Origin of the sequence: Micromonospora sp. DT227, assembly GCF_049841835.1 — a bacterium.
Taxonomy (GTDB): Bacteria; Actinomycetota; Actinomycetes; order Mycobacteriales; family Micromonosporaceae; genus Micromonospora.
Genome location: NZ_JBNCLA010000006.1, coordinates 425,382 through 438,684, shown reverse-complemented (window position 1 = coordinate 438,684; position 13,303 = coordinate 425,382). Strand labels below are relative to the sequence as shown.

The following is a 13,303-nucleotide window of genomic DNA, read 5'->3' as shown; positions in this document are numbered from 1 at the left end:
CCGGCCCGCGCCGGATCCCCGTACCGTGCGGTCGTCATGAGATCCGCACCCACCCTGCGTCGCGCCCCCGCCGCGGACCGGACCGGCTCCCCGCACCGGGGCGACCTGGTCGTGGTCGCGGTCGAGGCGGCGCTGCTCGCCGCCGCCGTCGTGGTCGGCCTGGTGCTCAACCGGCGTGGCGTGGGCCTGCACGCCGACGCGGCGCCGCTCTACGCCACCTGGCGTCCGCACGCCGGTTGGGGTACGCCGCTCGCGGCGCTCGTCGCGCTCGCCGTGCTCGGACCGGGACTGCGCTGGGCCCGGACCGCCCGATGGGGGCCGCTGCTGGCCGTCGGCTGGCTGGCCGCGGTGGCGTGGACGCTGGCGCTGGCCCTGGTGGACGGCTGGACGGCCGGGCTGACGCGACGGTTGACGCCGCAGGCGGAGTACCTGCACGAGGTGCCCGGGGTGACCGACATTCCCCGCATGCTGGCCGGCTTCACCGACCGCATCCTGGACTTCCAGCCCGACTCCTGGTCCACCCACACCGCCGGGCATCCGCCGGGCGCGCTGCTGGTCTTCGTCTGGCTGGACCGGATCGGGTTGGGCGGGGGCGCCGCCGCCGCGCTGTGCTGCGTGCTGGTCGGCGCGACCGTGGTGGTCTCGGTGCCGGTCACGCTGCGCGCGCTGGGTGCCGCCGACGCGGCCCGGGCGGTGCTGCCGTTCCTGGTGCTGCTGCCCGGCGCGGTGTGGCTGGGCGCCTCCGCCGACGCGGTGTTCACCGGCGTGGTCGCCGCCGGGCTCGCGCTGCTGGCGGTACGCGGACCGCTCGCCGCGCTGGCCGGCGGCCTGTTGCTCGGCTTCGCGCTGCACCTGTCGTACGGGTTCGTGCTGGTCGGCGCGCTGGCGGTGACCGTGGTGGTGTTGCGGCCCGACCGCCGCCGGGCCGCCCTGGTCGCCGCCACCGCCGGCGCCGCGGCCGTCACGGTGCTGTTCGTGCTCTCCGGTTTCCGGTGGTGGGAGGGGTATGACCGGGTCGTCGAGCGCTACTACCAGGGCTGGGCGGCCGACCGCCCGTACGCGTACTGGGTGTGGGCGAACCTGGCCGCGCTGCTGCTCTCCGCCGGGCCGGTGCTCGGGCCGGCGCTGCGTCGTACCGTCGTCGCGGCGCGCGCCGCCTGGCTCGCCGCCGGCCCGGTCGGCACCCGCCGCTCCGGGTGGACCGGGTGGACCGGGTGGACCGGACGGCTGGTCGGGCTCGGGCCGACGGTGCTGCTCCCGGCCGCCGCCGCGCTGGTGGTGGCCGCCGCCGACCTGTCCGGCATGAGCAAGGCCGAGGCGGAGCGGATCTGGCTGCCGTTCGCGGTCTGGCTGCTCGTCGCCGCCGCGCACCTGCCCCCGTCGACCCACCGCCGCTGGCTCGCCGCCCAGGCCGTGACCGCCCTCCTCGTCAACCACCTCCTCCGCACCGTCTCCTGACCCCCCGCCCACGCCCCCCATCAAGGCCGCACAGTTTCCCGGAAAGAGGGGCTGTCGCGGGCGGAATGGCCACTCTTTCCGGGAAACTGCGGCCCGAGGAGGGCGGGGGTCAGGCGGCCCGAGGAGGGGCGGGCGGGTCAGGCGGGTTGGGGGGAGAGGGTGGCGGGGGAGCGGAGGGGGTCGGTGGCGAAGGCTTTGACGCCGTCGGTGAAGGTGACCCGCGCGGTGTAGCCGAGCAGGTCGCGGGCGCGGGTCGGGTCGGCCACCACGTGCCGGACGTCGGCCGCCCGCGCGCCGCCGGCGATCTCCGGTGCCGGGCCGCCCATGGCCTCGGCCAGCGCGGTGGCCAGGTCGCCCACCGTGTGCGGCTCGCCGGAGCAGACGTTCACCGGGACCAGGCCGTCCGGCGGCGGCGCGGTCAACGCCAGCAGGTTCGCCCGCGCCACGTCCGTGACGTGCACGAAGTCCCGCCGCTGCCGGCCGTCCTCCAGCACGACGGGGGCGCGACCGGCGGCCAGCGCCGAGCGGAACAGCGAGGCCACCCCGGCGTACGGGGTGTCGCGGGGCATCCGGGGGCCGTAGACGTTGTGGTAGCGCAGCGCCCACACGCCGCCGCCGGTCTGCCGGGCCCACGCCGCGGCGTAGTGCTCCTGGGCGAGTTTGCTGGCCGCGTACGTGCTGCGCGGCTCCAGCGGCGCGTCCTCGGGCACCAGCGCCGGGGTGAGCGGGTCGCCGCAGCCGGGGCAGGTCGGGTCGTAGCGGCCGGCGGCCAGGTCGGCGGCGCGGCGCGCGGCGGGACGCACCACGCCGTGCCGGGCGCAGGTGTAGCGCCCCTCGCCGTAGACCACCATCGAGCTGGCCAGCACCAGCCGGCGTACCCCGGCGCGGTGCATGGCGGCCAGCAGCACCGCCGTGCCGAGATCGTTGTGCCCGGCGTAGTCCGGCGCGTCGGACGGGTCGAGCCCGTGCCCGACCATGGCCGCCTGGTGGCAGACCGCGTCCACGCCGGCCAGCAGCCGGTCCAGCAGCCCGGCGTCGCGGACGTCGCCGACGGCCGGGTCGTGCCGCCGGGACCATTCCGGCAGCGCGCCGCCGTGCGCCTGCGGCAGCAGGGCGTCCAGGCAGACCGGCTCGTGGCCCTCGGCCGCCAGCAGGTCGGCGATCTGCGATCCGATGAAGCCGGCCGCGCCGGTGAGCAGTACCCGCATACCGGCCCACGCTAGGGCACCCGGGTCGGGTCGGCGGCCGGTTCACGTCCGACGTCAGCGGTCCGTAAGGGGCGACGGCGGTAAGGCATCGGTAATGCGGCAAACGCCGTCGTGGGCCGCCGGCGGCGTCTAGCGTCCCATCCCGGAAGCGCCGGCCGGCCGGTCGGCCCCGTCGCCGGAGGAGGTGCCCGTGCCCACCGACGTCCCACCAGCGGACGAGCCCGCGCCTGCCGCGATCGAGCCGCGGTACGCCGCGCCGGCCCGGCTCTGGCGTGCCCTGGACCGCCACCGTCCCCCGGGCGTCGACGCGGTCGACCGCGCCTGGCGCAGCCCGGTACGCGGACCGTGGCTCACCTCCGTGCTGGGCGCCGTGCTGTTGGCCGCCCTGCCGCTGGTGATCGTCACCGGGCTGCTCGACTGGATCGCCTACGGCCCCCGCTTCGACCAGGCGTTCCCCCGGGACGTGGGGTGGCTGCACCCGCCGGTGTTCGACTGGCCGACCCGGCCGGCGTGGCTGTTCCGGGTCACCCAGGGGCTGCACGTGACGCTCGGGATCGTGCTGGTGCCGGTGGTGCTGGCCAAGCTCTGGTCGGTGGTGCCGAAGCTGTTCGCCTGGCCACCCGCCCGTTCCGTCGCGCAGGTGCTGGAACGGCTGTCGTTGCTGCTGCTGGTCGGCGGCATCCTGTTCCAGAGCGCCACCGGCCTGCTCAACGTGCAGTACGCGTACCTGTTCGGTTTCGACTTCTACACCGCGCACTGGTACGGCGCCTGGATCTTCACGGTGGCGCTGGTGGTGCACGTGGCGGTCAAGCTGCCCCGGCTGGTGACCGCGCTGCGCGGGCCGGGCTTCGCGCGTACCCCGCTGGCCCGGACCCGGCCGGAGCCGGCGGACCCGGACGGCCTGGTGGCCCGCCGCCCCGGCCCGGCGACGATGAGCCGGCGCGGCGTGCTGGCGCTGGCCGGCGGCGGCGCGTTGCTGCTGGCCGCGCTGACCGTGGGGCAGGGCGTGGACGCGCTGCGGGGCACCGCGCTGCTGCTGCCGCGCGGCCGGCGGATCGGCGACGGGCCGACCGGTTTCCCGGTCAACCGCACCGCCGCCGCGGCCGGCGTCACGCCGGACCGGACCGGGTCGGGCTGGTCGCTGACGGTGCGCGCCGGCGACCGGACCGAAACGCTCGACCGCGACCGGCTGCTCGCGCTGCCGCAGCACACCGCCACGCTGCCGATCGCCTGCGTGGAGGGCTGGTCGACGTCACAGACCTGGACCGGGGTACGCCTGCGGGACCTCGCCGCGCTGGTCGGCGCCGCGGAGCCGGCCACGGCACGGGTCCGTTCGCTGGAACGCGGCGGGCTGTTCAGCCGGGCCACCCTGCACGGTGGCCAGGTCAGCGACCCGGACGCGCTGCTCGCGTTGCGGGTCAACGGCGTCGACCTGAGCCCCGACCACGGCTTCCCGGCCCGGATCATCGTGCCGGCGCTGCCCGGCGTGCACTGCACCAAGTGGGTCGAGGAGATCGTGTTCGATGGCTGAGCTCCGGCGGGCGTACGGCGCGGCGTGGTGGCACCTGGCGCTCCTGGTCGGTTGCTTCGCGGTGACCGGCTGGATCGCGTTGCGGCTGGCCGGCGAGCCGACCGCGGGGCGGATGCTGCTCTGGTTCGTCGGCGCGGTGGTCGCCCACGACCTGGTGCTGTTCCCGGCGTACGCGACCCTCGACCGGCTGCTGCGGCGCGCCGGCCCGGCGGTGCGCAACCACGTGCGGGTGCCGGCGCTCGGCTCGGGGCTCCTGCTGCTGGTCTATCTGCCCGGCGTGCTCGGGCTCGGTGACGGCACGTATTCGGCGGCCACCGGACTGACACCCGAACCGCTGCTCGGCCGCTGGCTGGCGCTCAGCGCCGTGCTGTTCGCCGCGAGCGGGCTGCTCTATGCGGTCCGTCGGCTACGCCACCGTGGACGCTGACCGCCAGGCCACCCGGGCTGGCGGGGTTATGCCCGGTGCTGCCCGGCTCGGCTCGGCTGGGCTCGACTCGGCTCGGCCTGGCTCGGCTCGGGTGTGCCTGGCTCGGCCCGGTGGCTGCCCGGTCCGGTTCGGCCCGGTGCTGCCCGGCCCGGCGAGCGGTTCCACTGGCTGCGGGTGCTCAGCGGCTGACCGGCGTGTCGCGACGCCTCGGCATCGTCCGGTGAAGCGATATACCGCAGAGGCATAATTATGCCTCTGCGGTATATCGCTGGTACCGCATGCACTGTTCCCCGTCGTTACCCACGGTGATGCCGTGTATCTCGTCAGCCGCCCGAGCGGGCCGAGGCCGTCCGAACGGCCGAGCCGCCCGAGCCGGGCAGCACCGAGCCGGGCAGCACCGAGCCGGGCAGCACCGAGCCGGGCAGCACCGAGCCGGGCAGCACCGGGCCGAGCGGGCCGGGCGGGCCGCCGGAGGAGAGGGCCGGGTCAGGCGCCGGGGCCGATCAGCAGCGCGGCCACCGTGCCCGCCGTGGCGAGGGCGGCCAGCGCGGCGCTGGTCGCCACGAACCGGCCCAGCGGCACCGCCACGCCGGCGGCCCGGCAACGCTCGTACCAGATCAGCGTGGCCAGCGACGCCCATGGGGTGGCCAGCGGACCCACGTTCGTGCCGATCAGCAGCGCCAGCAGTTGGGTGTGCCGGTCGGCGGCGATCACCGCCTCGCCGGCCACGTACGCCGGCAGGTTGTTGACCACGTTGCTGAACAGCGCGCCGACCGCGCCCGCCCGCAGCGCCCCCTCCGCGCCCGGATCGGCGCCGATCAACGCGCCCATTACGCCGTCCAGGCCGTGCCGGCCGATGGTCTGCACCACCAGGAACAGGCCGGTGACGAACACCAGCAGCCGCCACGGCACCAGCGCCGGCCGCAGCCGGTGCCGGGCGCGTGCCGCGAAGCCGGCCACCACGATCGCGGCGGCCACCCCGGAGGCGACGCCGATCTCCACCCCGGCCAGGACGCCGCCGACGAAGAGCAGGCAGGCGGCCAGCGCGGTGCGGTAGAGCAGCCGGTCCGGCGCCACGTACGGCGGCGGCGGGACGAACGGGTCGGCCCCGGCGCGGGCCGGTCGCCAGTACCACCACCACAGCAGCAGCATGGTGATCGCGATGGCGACGAGCTGCGGCCACCACATCCGGGCCGCCCACGGCACCGGGTCCAGACCGATCCGGCCGCTGGCCAGGATGTTGGTCAGGTTGGACACCGGCAGCAGCAGGCTCGCCGTGTTGGCCAGCCAGACCGTGGTCATGGCCAGCGGCGTCGGCGGCACGTTCAGCGTCCGGGCCAGCGCGATCATCACCGGCGTCAGCAGCACCGCGGTGGTGTCCAGGTTGAGCGCGATGGTGGTGACCGAGGCGAAACCGACGCAGAGCCAGAACAGCGCCCGGAAGCTGCCCCGCGCGGTGCTCGCCACCCGGGCGGCGAGCGCGTCGAACACGCCGGCCACCGCGGTCAGCTCGGCCAGCACCACCACCGTGCCGAGGAAGATCAGAATGGGCACGATCCGGCGTACGGTGGCCTCGGCGTCGGCGCGGGGGAGCAGCCCGGTGAGCACGCAGAACACGCCGACCACGGCCAGCCCGATCGCGATCCAGTCGAGCACGTGCAGCCGGCTCCGACGGGATCGGTCCGGCGCGGCGGACGGCGGATCGCCGACGGTCTCCACGAACGACGATCCTCGCACATCCGCCCCGACCGGTCCGGACCGACGTGGGACGGCATACCGAGCTGCCCGAGGGTGTCGATCTGTTGACCGTCGGTGGTCATAATGACCATGTGGCTGTAGGCGCGCACCCCACCCGGTCCGACCGCCCCATCGACTTCTTCATCAGCTACTCGCCGGCCGACGAACGCTGGGCGACGTGGCTGGCGTGGGAGTTCGAGACCGCCGGCTACCGCACGATGATCCAGGCGTGGGACTTCGTGGCCGGCACCAACTTCATCGACTTCATGGACCGCGGGGTCCGCGAGGCCGAGGTGGTGGTGGCGGTGCTGTCCGAACGCTACCTGCACTCCACGTACGGCAAGCTGGAATGGCAGGCCGCGTTGCGCGCCGACCCGGACGGCACCGGCAACAAGCTGGTCACCGTGCGGGTCGAGGACTGCCCGATCGACGGTCTGCTCGCCACCATCACCTACGTCGACCTGGTCGGCGTGGACGACCCGGCGCAGGCGCGCGCCCGGGTGCTGGACCGGATCCGGGAGGCGCTCGACGGTCGGGCCAAGCCGATGCGGCAACCGGCGTTCCCGCACCACCCGGACGATCCGGCCGGCCTGCTCGCCGCGCCCGCCGCCGGGGCACCCGCGCAGCGCCGCCCGCGGCGTACCCCGATCAACCCGCCGCCGTTCCCGCCGGCCGCGGTGGCGCCGCCGACGGCGCGCGACACCGTCACGGTGCTCCAGGTGGCCGGACCCCGGTTCGGCCGCGGCGTGCTCGACCCCGGCGCCCCGGTCACCCCCGGCGAGGTCCAGGAACACCTGCTGGGTGACCTGACGCTGCTGATGAACGACGGGGTGCCCCGACCCGACCTGCTGGTGGTGGCCGGCAACCTGACCGAGTCGGGCAGCCCGCGCGAGTTCTCCGACGCGTTGAGCTTCCTCACCGGGCTGCGGGTGCTGCTCGGCCTGGAACCGCACCGCCTCGTGGTGGTGCCCGGCCCGCGGGACGTGACGATGGCCGCCTGCCGGGCGTACTTCGCCACCTGCGAGGCCGACGACGTCGACCCGCAGCCGCCCTACTGGCCCAAGTGGCGGCACTACGCGCGGCTCTTCGACGACCTCTACCAGGGGCTCGACGACCGGCTCTTCGACAGCGAACAGCCCTGGACGCTGTTCGGCATCCCCGACCTGCGGGTGGTGGTGGCCGGGCTGAACTCCACCATCGCCATCACCCACCGCGAGGAGGACCGCTACGGCTTCCTCGGCGAGGCCCAGTCGAGCTGGTTCGCCCAGCGGCTGCGCCACTACCAGCAGTCCGGCTGGCTGCGGCTGGGCGCGATGGCGCACGCCCCCGGCCCGCGCAGCCCGTACGCCGACGAGGCCCCGCCGGACCGGGTGTCGCTGCGCGACCGCGGCTCGGTCAACCGCCTGGTCGGCCCGATGCTCAACCTGCTGATCTCCGACGCGGCGCCGGCCGGCCGGGTCGACCCGGTGGTGCCGCTGGCCGCCGCGCCGCGCGACGGCCGGGCGCAGGTGCTGCGACTCGGCGCGGACGGGATGACCCGCTGGGTGCTGGGCCGCGACGACCGCCTGGACGTCGGCGAGTCGACGGCGGTGAGCTGGCCCCGCGCCGAGGCCACGTTCGGCGCGGCCGGCCCGGCCCAGGTGCCCGACCCCAGGCGGCCGGCCCTGGTGGAGGGCGCCACCCAGGGCGGGGCGCCGGCCGCTTCGGTGACGCCGGCGGCGCCGGTGGAGCGGCTGCTGGACCGGCTCGCCGAGGTGTGCGAGGCCCGCTACGACCGGGTGGTGGTGCGGCGCGTCGACGGCGACCCGCCGCACCTGTACGTCAGCTACCGCTCCGACGGGGTGGTCCGGCAGCAGCGGGTCGGCGCGCACGTGGGCACGCCGGGGCCGGACGACGTGGACCGGTTCGCCCGTCGGGTGCACGCCACCGACCCGGACATCGGGTCCGAGCTGGTCTACGACGGCGACCGGGTGCCGCGCGGGCTGGCCGAGGAGGCGCAGCGGCGCGGCGTACGCGTACTGCACCTGACCGAGTTCCAGGGCCTGCTGGACCTGCGCGACTACGTGGCCGCGCAGACCGCCCGGCTCCAGGCCGACCGGCTCTACCCGCCCGGGCAGTACGTCCCCCAGCGCTACCGCCACCTGGTCGGCGCGGACCAGCGGGTCCGCGAGGACGTGGTGGACGAGCTGCTGGAGACCGTCTCCGCCCCGGACGGCCGGTTCGTGCTGGTGCTCGGTGACTTCGGCCGGGGCAAGACGTTCGCGCTGCGGGAGGTGGCCCGCCGGCTGCCGACCGCCGCACCGGACCTGATCCCGATCCTGGTCGAGCTGCGCGCGCTGGACAAGGCGCACTCGGTGGACGGCCTGGTCGCCGCGCACCTGGCCAACCACGGCGAGCAGGTGATCGACCTCAAGGCGTTCCGGTACATGCTGCGGCAGGGCCGGATCGTGCTGCTCTTCGACGGGTTCGACGAGCTGGTGGCCCGGGTGACCTACGACCGGGCGGCCGACCACCTGGAGACGCTGCTCCAGGCCGCCGAGGGCGCGGCGAAGATCGTGGTGAGCAGCCGGACCCAGCACTTCAAGACCAACTCGCAGGTGCTGACCGCGTTGGGCGAGCGGGTCGGCCTGCTGCCGCACCGCCGGGTGCTGGCGGTGGAGGACTTCACCCCCGGCCAGATCGAGGCGTTCCTGCGGCACCGCTACGACGGCGACGAGGCCGCCGCCCGCGAGCGGATGAGCCTGCTGGCCGGCGTCAAGGATCTGCTCGGCCTGTCCCGTAACCCGCGCATGCTCGGGTTCATCGCCAACCTGGACGAGGGTCGGCTGGCCGCGGTGGCCGGCGCCGGCGGCACGTTCAGCGCCGCCGCGCTCTACCGGGAGATCCTGGAGTCCTGGCTGGACTTCGAGGAACGGCGCACCCAGGGCATCCCGGGGGCCCCGGTCAGCCTGCGCCGGCCGGAGCTGTGGCAGGCGGTGAGCCGGCTGGCGTTCCAGCTCTGGGAGAGCGGCGAGTCGTACCTGCGGCTCGCCGAGCTGACCGAGTCCACCGGCCAGCTCGCCGGGCGGGCCGAGTCGCGGCTGTCCGGGCCGCAGGCCGCGCACGCGGTCGGCGCGGGCAGCCTGCTGGTCCGCACCGACGACGGGCTGTTCGGCTTCATCCACACCTCGGTGATGGAGTGGCTGGTCGCCGACGGCGTCGCCGAGCAGCTCAACCGGGGCGAGGAGCCGACCGCGCTGGCGGTCCGGTCGCTGTCCGCGCTGGCCGTGGAGTTCCTCGGCGACCTCGCCGACCCGGCCCGCTGCACCGCGTGGACGGCCCGGGTGCTCGGCGACGAGTCGGCCGGCGAGACGCTGCGCGCGAACGCGCTGCGGCTGTCCGCCCGGCTGCGCCTGCCCGACCGGGCCGACCTGCGCGGCGCGGTGCTGCGCGGCGAGGACCTGTCGCACCGGGAACTCGCCGGCGCGGACCTGACCGGCGCGGACCTCACCGACACCCGGCTGGTGGCGACGAACCTGACCGAGGCGCGGCTGGAACACGCCCGGCTGCGCGGCGCGCGCCTGGACCAGGCGCGGCTCGCCGGGGCGGACCTGCGCGGCGCGGAGCTGGCCGGCGCGCGGCTGTTCCGGGCCGACCTGCGCGGCGCGCGGATCGGCGGCAGCAGCTGGCACCGCACCGCGCTGATCGACGTGAGCGCCGACCCGGCGTTGCTGCGCGCGCCGGAGCTGCGCGGCGCGGTCGTCGCGCCGGGCCGGCCGGTCGCGCCCGGGCTGGCGCCGCCCGCGGTGGGCGTCGGGTACGGCTTCGAGGTGGGCCGGCTGCCGGTGCCGGTGGCGTACAGCCCGGACGGCGCGGTGCTGGCGGTGGGCAGCGACGACGGTGGCGTGCTGCTCTGCGACACGGCCACCGGGCTGCCGGTGCGCACGCTCCAGGGGCACCGGTCCCGGGTGTACGCGGTGCGCTACGACGCCGCCTCGCACCAGCTCGTCACCGGCGCGGCCGACCTGACCGTACGGCTGTGGGACGCCGACCACGGCGACGTGCGGCACGTCATCGAGGACGTCTTCGCGGGCTGGGTGTGGCCGCTGCTCACCGACGAGCGCCGGGGCCGGCTGGTGGTCGGCGACGCGGCCGGCGTGGTCCGGCTCTTCGACACCCGCACCGCCCGGCTGCGCCACGAGTGGCCGGGGCACGACGCGCCGATCTGGGGCACCTCGTTCAGTCCGGACGGCCGGCGGGTCGTGGTGGTGGACAGCGCCGGCGCGGTCCGCGGCTGGGACGTCCACACCGGCCGGCTCGCGTTCGAGGTGCGGGAGCCGGAGGTGGTCTACCGGGTGGTGCACTCGCCGGACGGCCGGCTGCTGGCCGCCGTCGGGCAGCACGGCCGGGTCTGGGTGCGCCGGGCCTCCGACGGCGAGCTGCTGCGGCAGCCGCGCGGCCACGAGGCTGACGTGTACGCGCTGGACATCAGCCCCGACGGCACGCTGATGGCCACCGGCGACACGCACGGCGCGCTGCGGCTGTGGGAGACGGAGACCGGCCGGCCGGTCCGGGTGCTCGGCCGGCAGCGCGGCGCGATCTACAGCGTCCGGTTCAACGGTGACGGCAGCCTGCTCGCCACCGCTGCCAGCGACGGCGCGATCCAGCTCTGGGACACCGCCGACGGCCAGGTGCGGCACGAGTTGACCCGGCACCGCGGCTCGGTGTGGCCGGTGGTCTGGCGGCCGGACCAGAACCAGGTGGCGACCAGCAGCAACGACGGCACCACCCGGCTGTGGGACGTGCGCAGCGGGCAGCTCCAGCACACGCTGCGCGGGCACGGCCGGCGGGTCACCGCGCTCTCCTTCCGCGACGACGGGGAGGTGCTGGCCGCCTGCGGCAACGACGGCGTGGTCCGGCTCTGGGAGCCGCGCACCGGTCGCCTGCTGCGGCAGCTCGCCACCCCCGCCGACCGCCTGCTCTCGGTGGTCTTCTGTCCGGACGAGCCGCTGGTCGCCACGCCGAGCGGCGACGGCGGCGTGCACCTGTGGAACACCGACACCGGCGCGGACGAGCGGGAACTCAACGTGGACACCGACCACGTCTGGGCGGTCGCGTTCAGCCCCGACGGTGACGCCCTGGCCACCGCGAACGACGACGACACGGTCCGCCTCTGGTATCGCCGCACCGGCCGGCACTTCGCCACGCTCACCCCGCACCGGGGCCGGGTCCGCACGGTGGCGTTCAGCCCGGACGGCGAGACCATCGCCACCGGCTGCGACGACCAGACGGTCCGGCTGTGGGACGCGGCCACCGCCACCTGCCGGCTGACGCTGGAGCACCACACCGACCGGGTCTACTCGATCGGCTTCAACAGCGAGGGAACGCTGCTGGCCAGCGCCGGCAACGACGGCACCGCGGTGGTGTGGGACGTGGCCACCGGGGAGGCGCGCACGGTGCTCACCGAGCACACCGGCCGGCTCTGGTCGTGCGCGTTCAGCCCGGACGGCAATCTGCTCGCCACCGCCGGCGACGACCTGGTGATCCGGCTCTGGGATCCGGGCACCGGGCGGCTGCACGGCACCCTCGCCGCGCACACCCGGCGGGTCTGGTCGGTGCACTTCAGCCCGGACAGCAGCCTGCTGGCCAGCGCCGGCGACGACGGCACGGTCCGGCTGTGGGACGTGGCCGACCCGGAGCACGCCCAGTTGCGGACCACGCTGATCGGTCTGCCGGACGGCTGGGCGGCGGTCAGCCCGGACGGCCGCTACAAGTTGGACGGCGACCCGGGCGGCCAGTTCTGGCACGTCATCGGCACCTGCCGCTTCGAGGTCGGCGAACTGGACCCCTACCTCACCCAGGTCCGCCGCCTACCCGTAGACGCCCCCTTCTGACCCCCTCAGGCCCCCCGCCCCGCCTCCGATGCCGTGATCATGAGGTTGACGGCGGTGTTGATCTCCGTTGATGCCGTCAACTTCATGATCACTCCCTACCCCGCTGGTCGGGGGCCCGTGGGCCGGATGGGGCACCGAGGGGGTGGGGGGGATTCATGGGCCGGCTGGTCCGGTCCAGCGGATCTCGCCGTCGTGCCACACGTCGGTGGGGGCCAGGCCGCACGCACCGGCCACCGCCGCCGACGCATGGTGGTCGGGATGGATGTGGGCCACGAGGGTACGCACACCGCGCCGCCCCAACCAACCGGCCATAGCCCGGGCGGCCTCGGTGGCGATCCCGCGCCCCTGCCAGGGCATGCCCACCACCCAAGCGATCTCCGCGACCGCCCCGGCGGCGACCGGTTCCGTCTCGTCGAGGTGCCGGTGCCCGACCGCCCGTGCGCCCGCCGTGGCCGCGTGCCGGAGCGGGCCGTCGAACCCGGTGACGGTGGCCTGGACGAACCCGGCCAGCCCTCCGTCGGCGCGGAGCTTGATGACCCAGTTGCACCACGCCTCGGCCGGGTCGGGCGAGCCGGCGACCAGCCGCGCGTAGCGGGCGCGCAACGCCGCCGGGGCGGCCGGCTCACCGCCGATGAAGGTGTGCAGCGCCGGGTCGGCGAGCACGGCGGCCATCTCCTCGGCGTTCGCGACGCCCAGCGGCAGCAGGAGCAGGCGCGCTGTGGCGATGGGCTCCGGCGCGAACCCGCTCACCGGCGTCAGCGCCGGGGCGCCGGGTGGGCGACGAACGCCCGCCACGCCGGCGGCGCGAGGACCCGGACCGGTCCGCCCGGATCCTCGGAGTCACGGACGCCGACCACCGAGGCCAGGCTGTCGGCCACCTCGACGCAGGCACCACCGTGGGAACCGCTCCGAGTGCTGGTGCGCCAGCGCGCACCGATCACCTCATCCATGATCGTGCTCCGGAAGTCGATGGTCCGGTCCCGCGGCAGCGAAACGGACCTCACGGTATCCCAGACCGCCCAGAGAGCCGCAACGTCCGGCGATTTCGATGAGGTGGTGGGGGTGCATG

General features: G+C 75.6%; 8 protein-coding genes. 4 read left to right on the top strand and 4 right to left on the bottom strand.

All coding sequences use genetic code 11. The features are described 5' to 3' along the window. Window positions 1-36: 36 nt before the first annotated feature. Window positions 37-1,458, top strand: a complete 1,422-nt coding sequence (locus tag ACLQ2W_RS22760) for a hypothetical protein (RefSeq protein WP_425788433.1) — start codon at window positions 37-39, stop codon at window positions 1,456-1,458. A gap of 137 nt (window positions 1,459-1,595) precedes the next feature. Here the strand turns inward: ACLQ2W_RS22760 and ACLQ2W_RS22755 are convergent, their stop codons facing one another. Then, window positions 1,596-2,666 carry an NAD-dependent epimerase/dehydratase family protein gene (locus ACLQ2W_RS22755; RefSeq protein WP_425788431.1) on the bottom strand — a complete coding sequence of 357 codons (1,071 nt, stop codon included), beginning with the start codon at window positions 2,664-2,666 and terminating at the stop codon, window positions 1,596-1,598. A 190-nt stretch (window positions 2,667-2,856) separates the two neighbouring features. On the opposite strand from ACLQ2W_RS22755, the gene ACLQ2W_RS22750 reads away from it, so the two are divergent. Further along, entirely contained in the window at window positions 2,857-4,197 is a 1,341-nt protein-coding gene (locus tag ACLQ2W_RS22750) for a molybdopterin-dependent oxidoreductase (RefSeq protein ID WP_425788429.1), read from the top strand. After that, on the top strand, window positions 4,190-4,624 hold the full coding sequence (locus ACLQ2W_RS22745) for a hypothetical protein (RefSeq protein ID WP_425788427.1): 435 nt from the start codon (window positions 4,190-4,192) through the stop codon (window positions 4,622-4,624). The genes ACLQ2W_RS22750 and ACLQ2W_RS22745 overlap by 8 nt, the downstream gene beginning before the upstream one ends. A gap of 486 nt (window positions 4,625-5,110) precedes the next feature. Here ACLQ2W_RS22745 and ACLQ2W_RS22740 read toward each other — a convergent pair whose 3' ends face one another. After that, entirely contained in the window at window positions 5,111-6,343 is a 1,233-nt protein-coding gene (locus ACLQ2W_RS22740; protein ID WP_425788425.1) for an SLC13 family permease, read from the bottom strand. A gap of 110 nt (window positions 6,344-6,453) precedes the next feature. On the opposite strand from ACLQ2W_RS22740, the gene ACLQ2W_RS22735 reads away from it, so the two are divergent. Continuing rightward, window positions 6,454-12,234 carry a TIR domain-containing protein gene (locus tag ACLQ2W_RS22735; RefSeq protein WP_425788423.1) on the top strand — a complete coding sequence of 1,927 codons (5,781 nt, stop codon included), beginning with the start codon at window positions 6,454-6,456 and terminating at the stop codon, window positions 12,232-12,234. Between the two features lie 153 nt (window positions 12,235-12,387). On the opposite strand, the gene ACLQ2W_RS22730 is transcribed toward ACLQ2W_RS22735, so the two are convergent. Together ACLQ2W_RS22730 and ACLQ2W_RS22725 are read right to left on the bottom strand one after the other, a co-directional pair. Beyond that, window positions 12,388-12,984 (bottom strand): GNAT family N-acetyltransferase, encoded by a 597-nt coding sequence (locus ACLQ2W_RS22730; protein WP_425788421.1) that lies wholly within the window; start codon window positions 12,982-12,984, stop codon window positions 12,388-12,390. A 5-nt stretch (window positions 12,985-12,989) separates the two neighbouring features. Next, entirely contained in the window at window positions 12,990-13,184 is a 195-nt protein-coding gene (locus ACLQ2W_RS22725; RefSeq protein ID WP_425788419.1) for a DUF397 domain-containing protein, read from the bottom strand. Between the last annotated feature and the right edge of the window lie 119 nt (window positions 13,185-13,303).